Origin of the sequence: Octadecabacter temperatus (genome assembly GCF_001187845.1) — a bacterium.
GTDB lineage: Bacteria > Pseudomonadota > Alphaproteobacteria > Rhodobacterales > Rhodobacteraceae > Octadecabacter > Octadecabacter temperatus.
Map to the genome: position 1 here is coordinate 3,049,663 of NZ_CP012160.1, position 21,774 is coordinate 3,071,436.

General features: G+C 54.3%; 21 protein-coding genes and 1 tRNA gene. 8 read left to right on the plus strand and 14 right to left on the minus strand.

Translation table 11 applies throughout. The features are described from left to right. Positions 1–3: 3 nt before the first annotated feature. From OSB_RS15340 to OSB_RS15360, 5 genes are all read right to left on the minus strand, one after another. The gene (locus OSB_RS15340; protein ID WP_049835808.1) at positions 4–882 is read right to left on the minus strand and encodes a polyprenyl synthetase family protein; all 879 of its coding nucleotides are present in this window, start codon (positions 880–882) and stop codon (positions 4–6) included. After that, on the minus strand, positions 875–1,111 hold the full coding sequence (locus OSB_RS15345; RefSeq protein ID WP_049835809.1) for an exodeoxyribonuclease VII small subunit: 237 nt from the start codon (positions 1,109–1,111) through the stop codon (positions 875–877). The genes OSB_RS15340 and OSB_RS15345 overlap by 8 nt, the downstream gene beginning before the upstream one ends. Continuing rightward, positions 1,108–2,031, minus strand: a complete 924-nt coding sequence (locus OSB_RS15350; protein WP_049835810.1) for a histone deacetylase family protein — start codon at positions 2,029–2,031, stop codon at positions 1,108–1,110. Before OSB_RS15350 ends, OSB_RS15345 begins: the two co-directional genes overlap by 4 nt. A gap of 78 nt (positions 2,032–2,109) precedes the next feature. Beyond that, positions 2,110–2,811, minus strand: coding sequence for a response regulator (locus OSB_RS15355; RefSeq protein WP_049835811.1), 702 nt, complete (start codon positions 2,809–2,811; stop codon positions 2,110–2,112). 5 nt (positions 2,812–2,816) lie between these two features. Then, positions 2,817–3,320 (minus strand): MarR family winged helix-turn-helix transcriptional regulator, encoded by a 504-nt coding sequence (locus OSB_RS15360; RefSeq protein WP_049835812.1) that lies wholly within the window; start codon positions 3,318–3,320, stop codon positions 2,817–2,819. Positions 3,321–3,468: 148 nt separating this feature from the next. Here OSB_RS15360 and OSB_RS15365 point away from each other — a divergent pair, with 148 nt between their 5' ends. Beyond that, positions 3,469–4,338, plus strand: coding sequence for a branched-chain amino acid aminotransferase (locus OSB_RS15365; protein WP_049835813.1), 870 nt, complete (start codon positions 3,469–3,471; stop codon positions 4,336–4,338). A gap of 77 nt (positions 4,339–4,415) precedes the next feature. Here the strand turns inward: OSB_RS15365 and OSB_RS15370 are convergent, their stop codons facing one another. From OSB_RS15370 to OSB_RS15405, 8 genes are all read right to left on the minus strand, one after another. After that, a complete protein-coding gene (locus OSB_RS15370; RefSeq protein WP_049835814.1) occupies positions 4,416–5,345 on the minus strand; it encodes a DMT family transporter in 930 nt (309 codons plus the stop codon). Next, positions 5,342–6,382 carry a tRNA epoxyqueuosine(34) reductase QueG gene (queG, locus tag OSB_RS15375; RefSeq protein ID WP_143831336.1) on the minus strand — a complete coding sequence of 347 codons (1,041 nt, stop codon included), beginning with the start codon at positions 6,380–6,382 and terminating at the stop codon, positions 5,342–5,344. Before queG ends, OSB_RS15370 begins: the two co-directional genes overlap by 4 nt. A 92-nt stretch (positions 6,383–6,474) precedes the next feature. Next, positions 6,475–7,140 (minus strand): FtsZ-binding protein FzlA, encoded by a 666-nt coding sequence (gene fzlA, locus OSB_RS15380; RefSeq protein ID WP_049835815.1) that lies wholly within the window; start codon positions 7,138–7,140, stop codon positions 6,475–6,477. A gap of 67 nt (positions 7,141–7,207) precedes the next feature. After that, positions 7,208–7,963 carry a monofunctional biosynthetic peptidoglycan transglycosylase gene (gene mtgA / locus OSB_RS15385; RefSeq protein ID WP_049835816.1) on the minus strand — a complete coding sequence of 252 codons (756 nt, stop codon included), beginning with the start codon at positions 7,961–7,963 and terminating at the stop codon, positions 7,208–7,210. A gap of 45 nt (positions 7,964–8,008) precedes the next feature. Next, a complete protein-coding gene (locus tag OSB_RS15390; RefSeq protein ID WP_049835817.1) occupies positions 8,009–8,935 on the minus strand; it encodes a Hint domain-containing protein in 927 nt (308 codons plus the stop codon). Between the two features lie 248 nt (positions 8,936–9,183). After that, positions 9,184–13,722: a glutamate synthase large subunit gene (gene gltB / locus OSB_RS15395; RefSeq protein WP_049835818.1), complete on the minus strand. Its 4,539-nt coding sequence runs from the start codon at positions 13,720–13,722 to the stop codon at positions 9,184–9,186. A gap of 41 nt (positions 13,723–13,763) precedes the next feature. Continuing rightward, the gene (locus OSB_RS15400; protein WP_234967419.1) at positions 13,764–14,471 is read right to left on the minus strand and encodes a hypothetical protein; all 708 of its coding nucleotides are present in this window, start codon (positions 14,469–14,471) and stop codon (positions 13,764–13,766) included. Positions 14,472–14,582: 111 nt separating this feature from the next. After that, a complete protein-coding gene (locus OSB_RS15405; RefSeq protein WP_049835819.1) occupies positions 14,583–16,016 on the minus strand; it encodes an NAD(P)-dependent oxidoreductase in 1,434 nt (477 codons plus the stop codon). A gap of 214 nt (positions 16,017–16,230) precedes the next feature. Here OSB_RS15405 and OSB_RS15410 point away from each other — a divergent pair, with 214 nt between their 5' ends. Beyond that, positions 16,231–17,034 (plus strand): undecaprenyl-diphosphate phosphatase, encoded by an 804-nt coding sequence (locus tag OSB_RS15410; protein ID WP_049835820.1) that lies wholly within the window; start codon positions 16,231–16,233, stop codon positions 17,032–17,034. On the opposite strand, the gene OSB_RS15415 is transcribed toward OSB_RS15410, so the two are convergent. Beyond that, entirely contained in the window at positions 17,031–18,008 is a 978-nt protein-coding gene (locus tag OSB_RS15415; protein WP_049835821.1) for a complex I NDUFA9 subunit family protein, read from the minus strand. The two genes, OSB_RS15410 and OSB_RS15415, sit on opposite strands and share 4 nt — an antisense overlap. Positions 18,009–18,207: 199 nt before the next feature. Here OSB_RS15415 and OSB_RS15420 point away from each other — a divergent pair. The 6 genes from OSB_RS15420 to lptB all read left to right on the plus strand — a co-directional run bounded on the left by OSB_RS15420 (position 18,208) and on the right by lptB (position 21,754). Further along, positions 18,208–18,294, plus strand: a tRNA-Leu gene (locus tag OSB_RS15420). Between the two features lie 40 nt (positions 18,295–18,334). Beyond that, a complete protein-coding gene (locus OSB_RS15425; RefSeq protein WP_049835822.1) occupies positions 18,335–18,946 on the plus strand; it encodes a ribonuclease D in 612 nt (203 codons plus the stop codon). Then, positions 18,946–19,914, plus strand: a complete 969-nt coding sequence (locus tag OSB_RS15430) for a KpsF/GutQ family sugar-phosphate isomerase (RefSeq protein WP_049835823.1) — start codon at positions 18,946–18,948, stop codon at positions 19,912–19,914. Before OSB_RS15425 ends, OSB_RS15430 begins: the two co-directional genes overlap by 1 nt. After that, on the plus strand, positions 19,915–20,505 hold the full coding sequence (locus tag OSB_RS15435) for a hypothetical protein (RefSeq protein ID WP_049835824.1): 591 nt from the start codon (positions 19,915–19,917) through the stop codon (positions 20,503–20,505). Between the two features lie 11 nt (positions 20,506–20,516). After that, entirely contained in the window at positions 20,517–21,002 is a 486-nt protein-coding gene (locus OSB_RS15440; protein WP_049835825.1) for an LptA/OstA family protein, read from the plus strand. Then, positions 21,002–21,754: an LPS export ABC transporter ATP-binding protein gene (lptB, locus tag OSB_RS15445; RefSeq protein WP_049835826.1), complete on the plus strand. Its 753-nt coding sequence runs from the start codon at positions 21,002–21,004 to the stop codon at positions 21,752–21,754. The genes OSB_RS15440 and lptB overlap by 1 nt, the downstream gene beginning before the upstream one ends. The last annotated feature ends 20 nt before the right edge of the window (positions 21,755–21,774 follow it).

Below are 21,774 nucleotides of genomic sequence, written 5' to 3' on the forward strand. Positions count from 1 at the left end.
TCCTTAGTGCGTGCGGTTTACGACAAACCGCGCCGCCTCTTTCAGCGTTTCCGCGTCATCACCATAATTACTTAACGCATCACAGGCTGATTCCACCAACTCATCTGCGCGGCGTTTCGCCCCATCTAGCCCCAAAAGGGAAACAAACGTGGCCTTACCGGCATTTTCGTCTTTCCCGACAGCTTTGCCAACCGTGGCTTCATCACCGGTCACATCCAAAATGTCATCCGCAATCTGAAACGCTTGGCCAAGCGCACGGCCATAGGTGCGCAATGGTCTGTCATCCGCCCCAACCATCATCGCACCAGCACCCGCTGCCCATTCAATCAACGCGCCCGTCTTGCCAGCCTGCAAACGTTCGATCTGCCGCAAATCAAACGGCTCGATCGCGGTCTCAGCTGCAATATCCAACGCCTGCCCACCAACCATTCCGTTTATACCTGCCCTGTCCGCCAGACTTGCGATTAACGTGACTTTGTGAGCCGCCTCAATCTCAGCAAATGTAATCATCTGAAACGCCAAAGCCTGCAACGCGTCTCCTGCCAAAACGGCAGTTGCCTCATCCCATTTGCGATGCACCGTTGGTTGGCCGCGCCGCAAGTCATCATCGTCCATGGACGGCAAATCATCATGAACCAACGAATAGGCGTGAATGCATTCAATCGCTGCGGCGACTGGTTTGGCTCGATCTTCGTCGACACCATGCAATGCGGCCCCCTGCAACACCAGAAATCCGCGCAATGTCTTACCGCCACGTACGGCATGCAGCATCGCGTCTGCAATCGGTGTGTCCGCGAACTGTGCTTTCATACGCACACCCGCTTCAATCCCCGCAAACGCAACATCACCAGCCCGCGCTAATGCCGACTTCAACTCAGCCATCAAGCGGCGCCGTGCCAGTCGGTTTGCCGTCGCCATCCAACGTCAGCTTGGCAACCTTTTCTTCAGCGTCCTTCAGCTTGCCTTCGCAAAGCTTCTTCAACAGCGCCCCGCGTTCGTACAACGCGATGGACTCGTCTAGCGGAACTTCGCCCCGCTCCAACTTACCCACGACTTGCTCTAGCTCGCGCAGCGCGTCTTCAAAGCTCATATCTTGTACGTCTGCACTCATTGCGCCCGTTCCTTCAAAACATCTACGTGTGCGCGTGCCGAACGGCCCAGCGCCTCCAGATCATAACCACCCTCAAGTGCGGATACCACACGACCCTGACAGTGCTTATCTGCCAAATCACATATCTTACCTGTGACCCAGGCAAAATCATCTTCACGCAACTCCATACCAGCCAATGGATCATCGCTGTGTGCATCAAATCCGGCCGAGATCAGCAGAAGTTCAGGCTTAAACGCCTCAACACGCGGAAAGATATGAGCCTCCCACGCAGCGCGAAACGTTGCAGACCCACAACCATCTGGCAGCGGCACATTCACAACATTGCCAACGCCTGTCTCATGCGCCGCACCTGTTCCCGGATAAAGCGGCATCTGATGGGATGAACAAAACAAAATCCGCGCGTCTTCTTCGACCAAGTCCTGCGTTCCGTTTCCGTGGTGCACATCGAAATCCAAGATCGCGACACGCTTGAGCCCGTGAAAATCCAGTGCGTGCTTGGCCGCTACGGCAACAGACCCGAAAAAACAAAACCCCATCGCCGTCTCACGCTCTGCGTGGTGCCCCGGTGGCCGCATTGCAGAAAACGCATTGCCAGCTTCACCAGACATCACCAGATCAACCGCCTTAACAATACCACCCGCCGCGCGATACGCCGCTTCCAACGTGCCGACAGACATATGCGTATCCGCATCCAAAGACCGCCAGCCTTCAGATGGCGCTGTTGCCTTTATCGTATCAATGTGGCCCTTCGGATGGGCGCGCAACAAATCATCATCGGCCACCATCGGTGCCGTCACCCGCATCAAGTCCAAACCCTCAAGCGCGCCCAATACCGCATCCAACCGCGCCACCTGCTCGGGGTGCCCTTGCGGTGTCACATGGTCATAACACGCCTTATGCGTGATCAATGCCGTTGCCAAAACGCACACTCCTATTTGCTTTTGTTTCCTAAATATCCCCGCCGGAGGTTCCTCAGCGTACCGCAGGCGCGAACGGCCCTAGTCTGGCGCGAGCATGTATCCGGCACCGCGAACCGTCTGAAGATATCGCGGCTGTTTCGGGTCAGCTTCCAACTTGCGACGCAATCGCGTGATCTGAACATCGACCGCGCGCTCTTGCGCTTGCCCGCCGGACCGCCCGAGCCTGTCGACCATTTCCTCGCGGCTAATCGGCTCACCGGGGGTTGCCGCAAATATCTTCATCAGCTGCACCTCGGTCGCCGTTAAACGCACCAAGTCCTCGCCTCGCCACATCTCGCCGCGTTCCATCTCATATCGAAGCGGTCCCAAATGCAGCACCTTCGGCAAAACAGTTTCAGCCTCACTTGGCGGCACACGACGCAGGATCGAATTGATCCGCAACAATAGCTCTTTGGGTTCAAACGGCTTGGCGAGGTAATCATCCGCCCCCGCCTCAAGCCCAGCGATACGATCGTCCGTTTCGGCTTTTGCCGTCAGCAACAAGATCGGCGTCTCACGATCGCGGCGCAGATCAGCGCACAGCGTCACGCCATCCTCACCAGGCATCATCACATCGAGGACAATCAAATCAAAATCAAGCCCCGCCAAAATGCGCCTTGCGTGGGCAGCATCGCGCGCTGAAGTCACCAGAAATCCGCTACGAACAAGGTACTTCTGCAACAAAACGCGAATGCGTTCGTCGTCATCTACGATCAACAAGTGCGGCTGGTCGTTCTGCATTCCAGTTATCCCTTCAACTCTATCAGCGCATCATATCGCTTGCGCATCTCATCATCCATCATTGCTTCTAGCACTTGCCGAAACCCTGTAACGGCTTCCGGCCCCGCAGCGCGATATGCCGTACGCATCCTATCGCGTTGTGCGTCGGACAGCTTGCGCTCTAGATCTTCGCCAGCATCCGTCAGAAACAAATGCCGTTCCCGCTTGTCGCGCTTGCCAACTTCGTTGCGCACCAAACCATCCTCAACCAATGCACGCAACACACGGTTCAGCGACTGCTTTGTAACGCCAAGTATAGCGAGCAAATTGTTAACGGTTGTTCCCGGACTTCGATGAATGAAATGCAAAGCACGGTGGTGTGCCCGTCCATAAGCCATATCCGCAAGGATACGATCAGGGTCCGCCGTGAAACCACGGTAGGCGAAGAACATCGCTTCAATTCCCTTACGCAGCTGCTCATCCGTTAGGAACAACAACGCGTTTCCGCTTTCTCTGCCGCCACCTTCCATCGTACGCTCCTTCACATTTTGCCCAATAATACGTCAGCTTTGTTGACATTCCAAGCAGCGAAAGGTATCGAATCGCAGGTTCTACGCAATAAAATGTCCACATCGGACCTAACAGCGTAATATTTGCAAATCTAGAGGAGGCTTACACATGGCTGGTGCATACGACGACCGCGACGGAAAAATCTGGATGGACGGCAAGCTCGTCGAATGGCGCGATGCAAACGTGCACATTCTCACCCATGCTATGCACTACGCTTCCTCCGTGTTTGAAGGCGAACGCTGCTATGAAGGCAAAATCTTCAAGTCACGCCAACACTCTGAGCGCTTGAAGGTCTCCGCCAACCTGATCGACTTCGATATCCCCTACACTGTTGACGAAATCGAAGCCGCTAAACGCGCCGCCCTCGATGCCAATGGCCTGACAGACGCCTACGTGCGCCCTGTTGCATGGCGTGGCTCAGGAGAAGACATGGGTGTCGCTGCCGCGAAAAACCCTGTCCACCTCGCCGTGGCCGTCTGGGAATGGGGTGCGTATTACGGGGACGCAAAGATGAAAGGCGCCAAGCTCGACATTGCGAAATGGAAACGCCCTTCCCCGGAAACCGCACCGTCACAAGCCAAGGCCGCTGGCCTCTATATGATCGCGACCATGTCCAAGCACGCCGCCGAAGCAAAAGGTTGTTCAGACGCGCTTATGTTTGACTACCGCGGCTACGTTGCGGAATGCACAGGCGCGAACCTGTTCTTCGTAAAAGACGGCGAAGTGCATACACCAACACCTGACTCCTTCCTTAACGGGCTGACCCGTCAGACGGTGATTCAAATGCTGACCGAAAAAGGCATTAAGGTGAACGAACGTCACATTATGCCCGAAGAACTCGAAGGGTTCGAACAAGCATGGCTGACAGGCTCCGCCGCCGAAGTTACCCCGATCAACCAGATCGGCGACTACAACTTTGAGGTCGGCGCTTTGGCCAAAGACATCGCGATGGACTACGAAAAACTGGTCCGCGCCTAAGCAACGCTTCTGGCCCTCGTTCGATTTTCACAAGTTGAACGAGGCGCCCGCACTCTTCTATAAAAATTCACAAGACGCTACCAAAGCCCCTTGGCTTTGACTTTTCGGCGTGCGGTGGCATCGCTGCCCAACGCGCGTTCACGCAGCACAATGATAACGCCCGCTGCGACGATAAACATCGCCCCGATCAACATCGTGAATGTCGGCACTTCGTCAAACCAGACATAGCCAATCAGGACAGATGATAAGATCGACACATAGGTGAACGGCGCAAGCATGCTGGCATCTGCATTTCTATAGCTCGACGTCAGCAAAATCTGCCCGACCCCACCGATCAACCCTGCGCCGCACAACAACGCAAGCTCGCGTCCTTCGGGCCAAACCCAGCCAAACGGAACCGTCACCAACGACAAAACCATCGACGTGATTGAAAACCAAAACACAATCGCCGTCGTGCTTTCCCGTTTCGCCATGCCTTTCACAAATATCTGCGCAAGCGCGGCCAGGCAGGCGGATCCTAGAACTAATCCGACACCAATTGCTTCTCGCGACCCTAATCCAACACTCAATCGTGGGGCCACAATGATCACGACGCCAACGAACCCCAATAGGACGGCAGATATCCGGATCAACCTGAATTTCTCGCCCAGAATGATCGCGGCCAAAACAACCACAACAATCGGCGTAACGAACTGGATCGCCGTAACCTCTGGCAAAGGCAGAAACTTCAGACCCGCAAAACCAAGCCCCATCGCACAGGACCCAACAACCCCGCGCACCACGTGGCTGCGCACTGAAACGGTTCGAATACCTTGAACAATCCCTCCATGTGTCAGCAACCAAACAAAGATAACCGGCAACGCCAACAAGGATCGGAAAAACATCGCCTCCCCAGCGGGCACGCTATCAGCGGCTTTGATCATCGCAGACATAACCGTGAATACCGTCACCGATGCCATCATCAGCAGAATGCCGCGGGTCACGGTGCTTTGCGGTATGGTACTCATATTGAATCTTCCAATCTTGCATCCGCCCAACGCGCTGCATCAGCAACTTCATCTGCAGGGTCTTTCATAAGACCCACCACGACATCGCGCAGCGCCACGTCTCCTGAATTCCCAATCGCATAAAGAACATTGCGCACGAACCGATCCCGACCGATCCGTTTCACAGGGCTACCTGAAAACAATGTTCGAAACGCGCCATCATCCAAACCCGCTAGTTCCCTCAAAGACGGCGCAACCAGCTCGGGTCGCGCGGCATATTTGATCTCTCGCGCTTCGGCCGCAAACTTGTTCCACGGACAGACCGCCAAACAATCATCACACCCGTAAATGTGGTTGCCCATCAGCGCGCGCAAGTCTTCCGGAACCGGGCCCTTATGCTCAATCGTAAGATACGAAATGCATCGCCGCGCATCCAGCTGGAACGGAGCCGGAAACGCCTTAGTCGGACAAACATCCAAACAGGCGGTGCATGACCCGCAGTTCTCAACACCAGCCTCGTCTGTCTCCAACTCCAGCGTCGTAAAAATCGCGCCAAGGAAAAACCAGTTGCCCAATTCACGGCTTAACAGATTGGTGTGCTTACCCTGCCACCCCAATCCAGCCGCCGCCGCCAGCGGCTTTTCCATCACGGGCGCGGTGTCCACAAACACCTTAATCTCGCACTCCGCCTGATCGACCAGCCACCGCCCGACCCGCTTCAAACGCTTTTTCACGATGTCATGGTAATCGCGGTTCTGCGCATAAACCGAAATCGCGCCGCGGTCCTTTTGCTCCAACACCGCCATAGGGTCATGCTCGGGCGTATATGGCTCTGCCAACATCACGACCGACTTCGCCTCAGGCCAAAGCGCACTTGGATCACTGCGCCATGTCATGCGCTCCGCCATCCACGCCATTTGTCCGTGCCGGCCCTCGTCAACAAAATGCTTCAATCGCTCAGGCAGCTGCGGCACCGCGTCAGGTCGGCACACACCAAACCCGACAAAGCCCTCCTCAAGCGCTTTGATCTTTAGCCGATCCTTCAACGCTTCAGTCAATCGCTTTCACCTTGTCTTTGTCTCAAAAGTATCCTGGGGGTGTGGGGGCTAGCCCCCGCTTACTCGGATTTGGCAAAGCCAAATTCGATCCCCTAGAAATCCAAATCGCTATAGTGCGACGGCTGCGGGAAACCGGAAATCTGATCAGCCAGAATAGACCTGAACGCTGGCCGTGACTTAATCTTCGCATACCAGTCTTTAACAATTTCGGACCGGTTCCAATCCACATCCGACACGTAATCCAAGCAGGACAAATGCGCCGCCGCCGCAAAATCCGCGAGGCTCAACTCATTGCCCGCCAACCAGCGCCGCTGATCCAACAGCCAATGCATATAATCGAGGTGGTATTTAATCGCCCGTGATCCTGCCTTCACATTCGCAGAATCTGGGTACCCAGTTCCCATAACCTTGCGGAACACGCGTTCGCCCATCAGCTTGGTCGTGACTTCATCGTTAAACTTGTCATCGAACCATGCGACCATCCGGCGAACCTCGTATCGGCTGTCTGGGCCCGTCGGCAACAAAGGTGGTGTCGGGTGTGCTTCTTCCAGATACTCACAAATCGCTGTGCTGTCGGCCATCGTACGATCGCCCATCTTCAACACCGGCACCTTACCAGCAGGGTTACGGCGCAGGAAATCTGCATCCTTTTCCCAAAACCGTTCTTCGACCAGTTCAACTTCGATCCGCTTCTCAGCGAGGCTCAATCGCACTTTGCGTGAAAACGGGGACAACGGGTAATGATAGAGACGGTTCATCAAGGGCCTCGAGTTAAGGTGTGTTCCTTCAATGCCTCAACGCGCGGGCTGTTACAATCCCAGCGTGCTATTCAAAACACTCCGCGCGGCCATCCGCTCTGATCGTTGCCGCACCATCTACGATGCTCGCGGCGCGTCTGCGGATGTAGGATGTCGGTTGCGACGCAGACCTTGTTTTGGGGCTTGGTAGAATTGCTGCCAATCTTGCTGCTTGCACCGCTGTTAGGTCCGATGCCTGTACACCAAAGTAATGAATGGCCGCGGCCTCAACGCCAAAAACCCCTTCGTCAAACTCGGCCACATTCAGGTAAACTTCCAGAATGCGCTCTTTGCTCCAGATGGCTTCGACCAGTGGCGTCATCAGCGCTTCAAGAGATTTTCGAAGCCACGAACGCCCTTGCCATAGGTAAACATTCTTCACGACCTGCTGGGAAATCGTCGACCCGCCGCGGTTACCACCGTCTTCCAACGCCGCTTGGATTGCGTTCACATCCAAACCCCAATGGAGACAGAAATTGGCATCTTCCGCCGCAACCGCAGACCTTGCCATGACGGGTGCGATGTCTTCCATAGCGACCCATGTCTGGTTCACACCTCCGACGCGGCGGCTTTCCGAAAACATGTAGGGCGTTGTTGGAGGGTTCGCGACGGTGAATGCCGCAGTCACGACCACGGCCAATGCAATCATAATCAGAACACCTCGGAACAGATATTTCATGACGCGTCGCACGAACAACCGCGGGCGGTCGCGCATCCGAACAGGCTTGGCAGCCTTATCGGATTTCGTGGTCTTTGCCGTCTTTGAGGGTTTCTTACGTGCCATGCTGCCATTCACCTCAGCAGAGGGGGGTGCGTCAAGCGGTCAATCTTATGCAACGTGCAATTTGTCACCGCAAAGCATCTGAGCCTCTTTGCTGCGCAACACCGTCCGCGCAGTTTCCCAATCTGGTCCGGCTTGCCCGATCATTTCTGGAAATAGATCCGTGACTTCATCGTGCAAGTCAGCATCCTGCAAAATGTACTCGCCCGGATAAAAACTTTCGGTCGGAATACCTTCTGCCAACAGGATTTCATGGCGATCAAACATCAGGTGATGATAATCGATATGACGACGCGGGGCGCGGTGAATGGTATCCGCGTTCACCAAATGTGTTGCAGCGACCAAAACTTCGTCTTCACCAAAGAACAGCTCTGCCCGCCACCCGCTCACAAGTATCTTGTGTTGCGGCGAAACCAAAAGCTCACGGGTGTTTCCTATGGCGCCCTTCGCAAATCGAACCGGTGCGCGTTTATCAAGTGCCGGAACCGAACGTGAACCGCGCCACCTTACCGGTTGCAACCCGTTGTCCAGCGTTCGGACAAGATCGCCAACCTCAATGTCTTGAATAGGCGTCATTCCACGTTCAGTTTCGATCAATGTTCCAGCTGCAAAACAAGGTGGTCCAAGGTCACCAACATCTAATGGACCTTGCGTGGTAACACCCGTCGCACTTGTTAACGTGCCATTCTGCAGCACCTGCCCATCTGTGGGCGTGAACACCTGCGTCCCATTCGTGAGGTAAAAGGTGGTCCCAATGTAGGTGATGTTCGTGCCGCCAACATTTACGGTCACAGTATCGCCCGGCCAAGACGAGGTTACGTCAAAGCCCGCAATAGAATCGTTGTCAAAGCGGTCGACATCTCCGTCATCGTTCTGATCGATCAACGTATAGGTGACAAAATTCATCGCCGTCCCCGATGGGGGCGGGCTATATGGATCGATAACAAAAAACTGATCTGTATAAGACGTCGGCATGAAGCACCTGTTTGAAAAACTACAGTGCTAAGATGCCCCTTCAATTGGTCCAATTTCGGGAACAATTAAGGTTACCCTGGGGTAAGTTAATGAACACCCCTTGCAAGGCGAAGTCGCAAAATTCGATATAAAACTATTTAATTACAGCGTGTTATGCATTGTTTCCGTAATTGAGGTGATTGCCCTCAATTTGGAAACAAAAAACACCCGCCGCCAAAAATATGGCGGCGGGTGCCTTAATTGTATGATTACTCAGCCGGAACTGCAGACTGCTCAAGCGTTAGTGGAGCAGGCAAATGCACCAACATCTCCTTCGGGCAAATTTGCACGAAGTTACCGCGCTCAAGCTCCCAGTGTTGCAAGATGTCGGCGGCCTTACGGCTGTGTGTTTCCTCAAGGTGGCGTTCGATCAAGCCCTTAAGCTCAGCCTCCCAGTGCTCAACGGTCACACCACATGTCACCAGCGTTTCCATATTGATCAACGCTTCGGACTTGCGTTCAGGGTCGTAAAGATACGCCATACCGCCCGTCATACCCGCACCAAAGTTCGCACCGATGGACCCAAGGATCACGGCGGTCCCGCCAGTTGTGTATTCACAACCGTTCGATCCACACCCCTCAACCACAACACTCGCACCAGAGTTCCGCACGGCAAAACGCTCGCCCGCGCGACCAGCGGCGAACAAGTAACCAGCCGTCGCACCGTAAAGCACTGTGTTGCCGATGATGGTGTTCTTGGACGCATCCAGCGGGGAATTCATCGGTGGGCGCACAACGATCGTACCACCAGACAAACCCTTACCAACGTAGTCGTTCGCGTCACCAGACACTTCCAGCTTCAAACCGGGTGCAGCAAATGCACCCAGAGATTGCCCAGCGCTGCCTTTCAGCTTCACTGTCAAATGGTCCGGCTGCAACGAATTACGCATCCCGAAGTTACGAACAATGTGGCTCGACGTGCGTGTACCAATAGTCCGCAACGTGTTTTGCACCGCATATTCCAACTGCATCTTCTCGCCTTCTTCAAGGAAGCGCGCGGCGTCCTTAACGATCTGCGCATCCAGCGTATCCGGCACCGCATTGCGTGGTTTGTTGCGGTCATACGTGATCTCTTTTGCACCATCGACCGTGATCAACATCGGGTTCAGGTCAAGATCATCAAGGTGGGCGGACCCACGGCTAACCTGCGCCAGAAGATCCGCGCGACCAATAACTTCATCCAGTGAACGCGCCCCGATTTCAGCCAAGATCTCACGCACTTCAGTGGCGTAGAACGTGATCAGGTTTACAACCTTGTCAGCATTGCCCGTGAACTTGTCGCGCAACGCTTCATCTTGCGTACACACACCCACTGGGCATGTGTTGGACTGACACTGGCGAACCATGATGCAACCCATCGCGATCAGCGCAGCTGTACCGATACCGTATTCCTCGGCACCCAGCATCGCAGCCATAACAATGTCACGACCCGTGCGCAGACCACCATCGGTGCGCAATGTCACCCGCTCACGCAGGTTGTTCATCGCCAACACTTGGTGCGCTTCTGTGAGGCCCATCTCCCACGGAAGACCCGCGTATTTGATGGACGTCGCAGGGGACGCGCCGGTACCGCCGTTGTGTCCAGAAATCAGGATCACATCAGCCTTGGCCTTGGCCACACCAGCCGCAATCGTCCCAACGCCAGAAGATGCAACGAGCTTAACAGTCACCTTACAACGCGGGTTGATCTGCTTGAGGTCATAGATCAGCTGCGCCAAATCCTCGATGGAATAGATATCGTGGTGCGGCGGCGGGGAAATCAACGTCACGCCCTTGGTCGAATGACGCAGACGCGCAATCAGGTCCGTAACCTTCATACCAGGCAGCTGACCACCTTCACCGGGCTTAGCACCCTGTGCGACCTTGATCTCAAGCTCTTCACACTGGTTCAGGTATTCAGCAGTCACACCAAAACGACCAGACGCAACCTGCTTAATCTTCGCAGACGGGTTGTCGCCGTTCGCCTCTGGGACAAAGTGCGCCGGATCTTCACCGCCCTCACCAGAGTCAGATTTCGCGCCAATGCGGTTCATCGCGACGTTCAATGTTTTGTGTGCCTCAGGGCTAAGCGCACCCAAGGACATCCCCGGCGTCACGAACCGCTTACGGATAGACGTGATGCTTTCGACTTCCTCAATCGGGATAGACTTCCCCATCGGCTTAACGGCCAACAGATCACGCAAATGGATCGGTGGGTTGGACTTCATCGCGTTGGAATACTGCGTCCACAATTCATAGGACGCGCGGTTACAGGCCTGCTGCAACAGGTGCATCGTTTGTGCTTCCCACGCGTGCTTTTCACCGGAACGACGCGCTTTGTAGAAACCGCCAATCGGCAACACATCGGAACCGCCAAGCCAACCGGCCTGATGTACCGCTTCGATCTTGCGCTGAACACCCGACACACCGATACCGGAAATCCGGCTCTGCATACCTGGGAAATACTCGGCAACCATCGCACGGGACAGACCCACCGCTTCAAAGTTCAGACCTCCGCGATAAGACGAGATCACAGAAATCCCCATCTTCGCCATGATCTTCAGAAGTCCTTGGTCAATCGCATTGCGATACCGCGAAACCGCCTCAGTCAGCGTGCAATCCAGCAAGCCGCGCTCAATACGATCATCAAGGGAATCCTCGGCCAGATAGGCGTTCACAACAGTCGCACCACAACCGATCAGAACGGCGAAGTAATGCGGATCGATACATTCAGCGGAGCGTACGTTCAGCGATGTGAACGTCCGCAAACCCTTGCGTGTTAGCCAGCTATGCACCGCAGACGTCGCCAAGATCATTGGCATCGCAACACGGCCTTCACCCTGATGCTGGTCCGTCAATGTCAGATGCCCAGCGCCGGACCGAACAGCGTCTTCAGCCTCGGCACGAATACGTTCAAGCCCCGCGCTCAACGCGCCAGCACCACCATCAGCGGCAAACGTACAATCGATCTCAACACAGGACGCGTTGAACTTCGTCTGCAAGGCATCCCACTGGGCATTGCCCACGAATGGAGAATCCAAAACCAGAATTTCAGTCTGGTTCGAATCTTCATCCAGCACATTCTTCAAATTCCCGAAACGGGTCTTCAAGCTCATCACGCGGAACTCGCGCAAGCTGTCGATTGGCGGGTTTGTGACTTGGCTAAAGTTTTGGCGGAAGAAATGGCTCAGCGGGCGGTACTTTTCAGACAGAACCGCCGACGGGGTATCGTCCCCCATAGACGCCAGCGCCTCTTTTGCGTCCTCAGCCATTGGCGCCAGAATGTTTTCCAGCTCCTCAATTGTGTAACCCGCCGCGATCTGGCGCTTGCGCAACTCAGCACCTGCATAAAGCGGTGCTTCGGTGACAGCGCCGAGGTCTTCGTCCAAATCACTGATCCGGCTAACCCACTCACCAAACGGCAGTGCGGAAGACATTTTATCTTTCAGCTCAACATCGTGGTAAAGCTCGCCCTTACCCATGTGGACACCGATCATTTGGCCAGGCCCAAGCGCGCCCTTTTCAACGACATTCGCTTCGTCAATCGGCACCATTCCAGCCTCGGAACCTGCGATCAACAAGCGATCACCCGTCACAACGTAACGCATCGGGCGCAGGCCGCTGCGATCCAGACCCGCACAAACCCAACGACCATCAGTCATCGCGAGGGCAGCAGGACCATCCCACGGCTCCATCACAGAGTTGCAGTAGGAATACATATCGCGCCACTTTTGTGGCAGCTCAGTTGTCTGCTTTGACCAGCTTTCAGGTACCATCATTGTCTTTGCCATCGGCGCAGAACGCCCAGCGCGAACCAGAACTTCAAACACAGAATCCAACGCGGCAGAGTCAGACGACCCACTTGCAACGATCGGCTTAATGTCGTCCGCCATATCGCCAAACGTACCTGACGCCATGCGAATTTCGTGGGACTTCATCCAGTTCAAGTTACCCTTGAGCGTGTTGATCTCACCGTTGTGCGCCAACATGCGGAACGGCTGCGCCAACCACCACTGCGGGAATGTGTTTGTGGAATAACGCTGGTGATAGATCGCAAACGCAGACTCAAACTTCTCGTCCATCAGATCGGGGTAAAACTCGGCAACCTGCTCGGCGAGCATCATACCTTTGTAGATAATCGAGCGGCAGGACAAAGACGCGAGATACAGCTCACGGATACCAGCAGCAGTTGCCGCCTTTTCGATACGACGACGGATAACATAAAGCTCACGCTCAAATGTTTCCTCATCCACACCCTTAGAATTCGAAATCAAAATCTGTTCGATCTCGGGACGTGTCGCATTGGCCTTTTCACCCAGACAAGACACATCAACCGGCACATGGCGCCAGCCGTAGATGTAATAACCCATGCGCAAAACTTCGGTTTCAACGATTGTCCGGCACGTTTCCTGCTCGCCGAAATTAGTGCGCGGCAGGAACACCTGACCAACCGCCAGCAATTCATTTTGGCGAGGGGTATGACCGGTTCGTTCAACCTGATCGTAAAAGAACGAAACAGGGATTTGAACGTGGATACCCGCGCCATCACCAGTCTTACCGTCAGCGTCCACAGCACCACGGTGCCAGATCGCTTTCAACGCTGAGATACCATTCTCGACAACCTTGCGGGACTTCTTACCGTCAATCGAAACAACCAAGCCAACACCACAGTTGGCTTTTTCGTCGTCATGCGCATACAGGCCATTCTCGGCCATGTAGTCGCGCTTGGCTTGCTCGGCTTCCACCCATGCTTGATCGTACTTTGTCATATCGTCTCTCCTCATCGCGGCCCCAATGGGCGCGGTCTTATTCAATAATTGGCTTGGATCAGCTGGGCATCGTTTGTGTCGATCGAAGACATCTCAACGCCGCATCCGAATTTCGGGTTCACTGACAGGAAGCCAGGCTCATCTGGGAAGATGAATTCGACTGGCGTGTCATCGCTATCGAAACGGTCATCCGATGTGATGTAGCTGCTGATCCCGCCGATAAACATGCGCCACTCGTCACTGACGAATTCAGCACCTTCGCTTTTCCACATCTCGGTGCCTGCCGCGTCATAGGCCGTCAGCGCATATTCCGTTCTGCGCAGTGTCACACCGTCGATCTCAACGGTTTCACCTGTCAGGCGATCAAAACCAACGTACTGGCTTGTTCCGATCTCGCGGCTTTCCGTCACGAAGTCCCATGTATCAATATCGTTCGCCAAAAGCTCACTCATCGACATCGAGTCAGTCGTCGCATCAGACAAGCGCTCGGTATGGCCGGAGCGCAAATGGAAGCTCTCTAACCATTCTGCCTCGCCGCTAATGCGACCTACATAAGATAGACCTTCTTCGTCCATCGTCGCGCGGCGCTGCTCACCGTTGCTGTCGCCGTCGCAAGTAAAGTAGTGCGACACAGAGCAGCTGGTACTTTGGATCGTCAGATACCCTTCGCACCCCTGCGGAAGGGAAAACTGCTGCGCGGCCACGGGGCTGGCAGTTAGAACGAACAACGTCAAAACGGTCTTCATCATCTGTTTACTCTCCAAGTCAGCATGTCTGACCTTTACACCTTCGGCGTTTGGGTCGGCGTATATACAGTTTCTATACGGCTTATATACGGGTTCTATATGACGTATTTCGCCCTATTCGGCCGCCACCGCAGCGCCCTGATTAACGTACTCAAGGATTGCTTCAGCCGCATCGCGACCGTCTTTAATGGCCCAAACCACAAGGCTCGCACCGCGCACAATGTCACCCGCCGCAAACACACCTTCTAGGCTTGTCTGACCAGTGGTGAATTCTGCTTTGATCGTGCCCCAGCGCGTGACTTCCAGTTCAGGAACGTTCCACAATGTCGGGATGTCTTCCGGTTCAAAGCCCAGCGCCTGAACGACCAAGTCAGCGTCTTCAATGTAGTCGCTGCCTTCAATCAGTTCCGGCATCTGACGGCCCGACGCATCCGGCGCACCAAGACGCATCTTTTGCACCATCACACCTTCAACCTTGTCGCCGGTGAAACCCTTCGGTGCGGACAGCCAAACGAACTCAACGCCTTCTTCCTTGGCGTTCTGAACTTCGCGCATAGATCCCGGCATGTTTGCTTCATCACGACGGTACAAGCACTTCACACTTTCAGCGCCCTGACGGATCGCCGTACGTACACAATCCATCGCCGTGTCGCCGCCGCCGATCACAACAACCTTCTTACCAGTCGCGTTCAGCTCACCACTTTCGAATTCTTCAACCACATCACCGAACGACTTACGGTTGCTTGCAGTAAGATAATCAATCGCGCGAACGATACCCTCAGCGCCAACACCCGGTGCTTCAAGCCCCCGTGTTTTATAGACGCCCGTAGCAATGAGCACCGCTTCGTGCTTTCCGCGAATGGCATCAAACGACAGGTCGTCGCCAACATCACAGTTCAACACAAACTCAACGCCGCCGTCTTCCAACTGCTGCATGCGCTGCATGACAATGTCTTTTTCCAGCTTAAAACCAGGGATACCGTAGGTCAGCAAACCGCCCCCGCGATCGTAGCGATCGTAAACCGTAACCTGCACACCCCGACGACGCAGAATGTCGGCAGCCGCCAAACCACCTGGGCCCGCACCGATGATGCCGACGCTTTCAGCGCGCTCTGTGTGCGGCTTGATCGGCTTTACCCAACCGTTCTCAAACGCGGTGTCAGTGATGTATTTTTCAACAGACCCGATTGTTACGGTGCCGTGGCCTGATTGCTCAATCACACAGTTGCCTTCGCACAGGCGATCCTGCGGGCAGATGCGGCCACAAATCTCTGGGAATGTGTTGGTTGCTTGGGACAGCTCATAGGCTTCCTCAAGACGTCCCTCAGCGGTCATACGCAGCCAGTCAGGGATGTTGTTGTGCAACGGGCAATGTGACTGGCAATACGGCACACCACACTGCGAACAGCGCGACGCCTGTTCAGCTGCTTTCGCCGTAGCGTACTCAGCGTAAATCTCTCCGAAGTCTTCTTTACGTAGATTGGGCGGACGCTTCTCGGGCATATCCCGTTCTACATCCACAAACTTCAGCATCTTTTGACCAGCCACAGGACATTCTCCAAATCGAAATTCCGAACCGCACTTCTATTTCACGTGTGAGAGGAATAAAAGTCAGTATAGTTTACCTATTTGCCGAATATTTGCACTCGGATGCAAGCATTTGTCAATACATCACAAAACTTTAGGTCCGAAACGGTCTTATATCCCCCCTTCCCCCACGACTCCCATGATTTAGAAAGGCCGAAACGAATCAGGAAACGTTATGCCGCTCTTAACACTCGTACTTGCTGCGCTTATTCAGGGAATCACCGAATTCCTGCCCGTGTCCTCCTCTGGGCACCTTATTTTGCTGCCGCAACTGACCGGTATGGCAGACCAAGGCCAAGTCATTGATGTCGCCGTTCACGTCGGCACCCTCTTCGCGGTAATCATTTATTTCTGGACGGATGCGCGCGCCGCCTTGTTTGGCCTTCCACGTGTTCTGCGCGGAAAAATCGACACCGACGGGGCGTTCCTCGCGTGGTGCCTCATCCTCGCAACGATTCCCGTGGTGATATTCGGCCTCATCCTCAAGCTCACGGGCCTTGATGACATGCTACGCAATATGACCGTCATCGGTTGGACAATGTTGATCTTCGGCATCGTACTGTACTGGGCAGATCAAACCGGAAAAACAGATAAGACCGCCAAGGAATGGACCATCCGCGACGCGTTGACGATGGGGGTTTGGCAAGCGATTTCCCTGATTCCCGGCACATCACGCTCCGGCATCACCATCACCGCTTCGCGTAAACTCGGCTACAAACGCGAAGACGGCGCCAAGCTTTCAATGTTGATGTCCATCCCAACAATTATCGCGTCAGGCGTTCTTTTGGGTGCAGAAGTCGCAGTTACAGCAGACGCACAAGCAGCCAAAGACGGGGCGATTGCAGCCGCACTCGCATTCTTTGCCGCGCTCGCAGCGTTGTCACTCATGATGCGCTTGCTCAAATCCGTCAGCTTCACACCCTACGTGATCTACCGCGTCATTCTTGGGGTCGTACTGCTTGGGATCGCCTATACCTAAGCGCGCAGGTTTTTGGCGCTTTCTTTGATCGCGTCATACTGGCCGGACGGGCGGAACCGCCACAGGTAATCCGGCAGGATCGCTTCCATCGGCGTTGGCATGATGCCCAAATCTTCAAAGCTTTGCGCGTCATCTGACACGACGTTGTCAATCGCCAGAAGCTTAACCTGATCCGCTGTGATTGGACCCGGTACGAAACCAAGTGACAAAACACGGCCAACCTTAAAGCCAAACGCCATAATCCGCGCAACCCAGAACGGAATATTCAGTACCAAACGACGACGGCGAACAACCGAAAGCATCTCATCCATGAGCTCACGGAACGTGTGCACGTCCGGTCCGCCAAGTTCAAAAACGCCCTGCGCATTACCTTCGACACCCATCACCGCAGCGGCTGCAATATCGTCAACATAAACAGGTTGGAATTTTGTCCCAGCGCCAACAATCGGCAGAACCGGCCCGAAACGGGACATGCCAGCGAAACGATTGAAGAAGCGATCCTCGTCACCAAAAATAACTGATGGGCGAATGATCATCGCGTTCGGCATGTGCGCCAGAACGCCAGCTTCGCCTTCCGCTTTGGTCCGCGCGTAATCGCTGTCACTTTCGGCATCCGCTCCGATTGCTGAAATCTGCACCATGGACCCAACACCCATTGAGGCAGCGATACGTGCAACGCGCTCAGCGCCCTCGGCTTGAACTGCCTCAAATGTGTTCTTGCCAAAGTCATGCAACGTTCCCACGCAATTCACGACCGCATCGGCACCTTGCATCACAGATGCCACAGAATCATCGTCGCGAATGTTGCAAAAAACAGGCTCAACTTGCCCGACAGCACCATAAGGTTTTACAAACATTGCCTCGTTAGGATTACGAACCGCAACCCTAACGCGCCAACCATCCTTAGCCAAACGCCGCGCAATATACCGCCCGACAAAACCGGACCCGCCGTAAATGGTGACAAGTTTGGACATGATAGCGTTCCCTAAGCTTAAACCTATTCACCAAGCCGTTTACCCGCGTGGCCCTTGATAAACAAGGCGCATATCGGCGCATCGCTCCAGCTTCTTTTATTCAAAATTGCCTATTCCTTTTACCAGTACACCATTCTAACGCTGAATCGCGTTGACAGGTCCGCGTGACGGACTTAAAGCCCTCCTCACGTAATCTGTTGCCCAGATGGCGGAATTGGTAGACGCGCCAGCTTCAGGTGCTGGTGTCTGTATGGACGTGGAGGTTCGAGTCCTCTTCTGGGCACCATTCTCTCTACATCGCGAAGAACGCATGTTAGAGGGTTCGTATGACAAACCATCTTTACCAGAATGATTTACCCGACGGCCTCGATCTTGGCCCTGTTGTCGCGATTGATTGCGAAACGATGGGGTTGAATCCGCATCGGGACCGTTTGTGTCTTATTCAGATGAGCAGTGGCGACGGAGATTGCCACCTTGTGCAAGTTGCCGTTGGCCAAACCGAAGCACCGAACCTGTGCAAAATGCTTGCTGATCCGAATGTATTAAAGCTGTTTCACTTTGGCCGTTTTGATATCGCGGCAATGTTGAATGCCTTTGGAACTGTGGCAGCACCTGTCTACTGTACGAAGATCGCCAGTAAACTTGTCCGAACGTACACGGACCGTCACGGCCTCAAAAATCTGCTGCAAGAGTTGCTGCGTGTCGATATTTCAAAGTTCCAGCAGCAATCCGATTGGGGAGCGTCAGATCTGACCAAAGCCCAGCTTGAATATGCGGCATCGGATGTTTTGTATCTTCACCAATTGCGAGAAGCGCTAAACGTCCGTCTTGAACGTGAAAACCGGACCGAAATGGCACAGGCCTGTTTTGACTTTTTACCAACCCGCGCGCAGCTTGATCTTGCAGGCTGGCCCGAACAGGATATCTTTTCTCACTAATGGTTGATCATACAAAATTCACCGACACTGCCCGCCGTGTCATTCGCGAAGAAGCCGATGCACTGAATGCGCTTGCGGATGCTTTGGACGGCACTTTGGCCGAAGCCGTAGATATGATCCTGAATGCCAGTGGTCGGATCATCATTTCAGGGATCGGAAAATCCGGCCATATCGCCCGCAAGATCGCGGCGACCTTGGCAAGTACTGGCACGCCAGCACATTTCGTTCACCCAGCCGAGGCATCCCATGGGGACCTTGGTATGGTAACACGTGGCGACGTTGTTCTGGCGATTTCAAATTCTGGCGAGGCGCCCGAACTTGCCAATTTGATCGCATATACCCAGCGCTTTGGTATTCCCCTGATCGGAATGACCAGCCGATCCAACAGCGCATTGGCAATACAATCTGATATCGTTTTGCTGATGCCAAAATTGCCTGAGGCCTGTGGAACCGGTGTTGTTCCGACAACATCCACAACAATGACCCTTGCGCTAGGCGATGCACTGTCTGTCGCCATTATGGAGCATCGCGCGTTTTCAGCAGATAACTTCCGCGACTTTCATCCAGGCGGTAAACTCGGGTCACAACTGTCCCGCGTTGGCGATTTGATGCACAAGAATGATGCTGTACCCCTCGTCGGCGAAAAGACCCCTATGAGCGATACCCTGCTGACGATCAGTCAAAAGGGCTTCGGTGTGGTTGGCGTATTGGACGATGCAGGCTACCTTACCGGCATCGTGACCGACGGCGATTTGCGCCGGAATATGGGTGGCTTACTAGATTTGACTGCAGGCGAAGTGATGACCAAAGCACCGCGCACGATTGGAACGACGTCGCTAGCGGAAGAGGCTGTAAACGTGATGAACACTGGCAATATTACCTGCTTGTTCGTGGTGGACCCGGACGGATCCCGCAAAGTCGCTGGCATTTTGCACATTCACGACTGTCTACGCGCAGGCATTGTGTAGATGACTGGCGACGACAATCTTTATTCTCAGTTTGTCGGCTTTCTAAAGATCACTCTGCCGCTCGGTGCGCTGGCGTTGATGTCTACTGTTTTCCTGTTCGCCCGGGCACCGACGCAAGAAACGACGATTCCCTACGCCGAAATCGAAGAAATCGCTCGCGAACCGCGGTTATCCGGCGCGCAGATTTCTGGTGTGGCCGATGATGGTTCCGTGATTGGAATTAGCGCGGGCACCACGCGCCCAAATGGCGACCTAATGATAGTTGAAAACCTGTCCGCGACAGTCGACTCAGTAAACGGCATTCATATCGATATTCGTGCAGGAATGGGTGAGATCGACACGGCATCCCGGATCGCACGTCTGACTGGTTTAGCCCGTGTCGAAACTTCAAACGGCTATGAAATGGAAACGGCTGGCCTAACGGCAAACCTGACCACAGGCCAATTAATTTCCGATGGGGCAATTGAAGCGCAAGCGCCCTTTGGTTCGCTTACCGCTGGTCAAATGGTCATCGAAACGCCCGAAGGCATGGACGGCCAAGTGATGCTTTTCCAAAATGGTGTTCGGCTGGTATACACACCGCAGCAATAGGATTCTTTAACGTGACATTTTTCAAATCTGCTCTGCTTTGTGTGATCCTCGTGGTTGCCGGACCAGCATTTTCACAGACTGACATTAACCTCGGGGCGATCAATGCCGACCCGTCTGCACCACTAGAAATCACATCCGACAGCCTGAGTGTTGATCAGGACAACGGCACTGCAATTTTCCAAGGGAACGTTCTGATCGGACAAGGCGATTTGCGCCTTAACGCAGGCCGCGTGCAGGTCGTCTACAATGACGCATCCGGCGACATCAGCCGCCTTTCCGCTTCCGGTGGCGTGACCTTCGTGACTGCCACAGAAGCGGCGGAATCGTCTAATGCAGAGTACAATCTCGATGCTGGAACGCTCGTGCTTTCTGGAGACGTTCTGCTCACGCAAGGGAACAGTGCAATTTCTGCCAATTCCATGCGGATCAATCTGTCTGATGGCAGCGCCCAAATGGAAGGCCGTGTCCGCACGATCTTCAACCAAGGCGGCAACTAATGCCTGAGCTAACCGTTACAGATGGCGACGTCGGACTACGCATTCGACATCTACGCAAAAGCTATGGCAAACGCGTAGTCATTCGAGACGTAAACATGGAACTCGGCCGCGGCGAAGTCGTGGCTTTGCTTGGCCCCAACGGCTGCGGCAAAACCACCTGCTTTTATTCGATCGCTGGCCTTGTGACGCCGGAAGGCGGTGAGGTGGTCGTTGACGGGCGCAACATAACTTCGTTGCCGATGTATCGCCGTGCGAAACTTGGCATCGGATACCTTCCGCAAGAAATGTCGATCTTTCGCGGTCTAAACGTTGAAGATAATATTCTGTCGATTCTCGAGATCGCAGAACCGGATCGAACACGCAGACGCGAACGTCTTGAAGAGCTTCTCTCGGAATTTTCGATAGAACACTTGCGCCGTGCACCCGCAATGGCGCTTTCAGGTGGTGAACGCAGACGAGCCGAGATTGCCCGCTGCCTTGCCGCTGATCCAAAGTATGTGCTGCTGGATGAACCATTTGCCGGTGTCGATCCGATTGCCGTTGGCGAAATCCGGCACCTTACGGCCGACCTTAAGAACCGTGGTATCGGTGTCTTGATCACCGATCATAATGTTCAGGAAACGCTTCAGATCGTCGATCGCGCTTACATCCTTCACGATGGCAAAATCCTTATGTCTGGCACGACCGATGAGGTCGTTCAGGATGAAAACGTGCGTCGCGTTTACCTTGGGGATTCGTTCCGCGTTTCGTGATCAGTTTACGGATATCATTG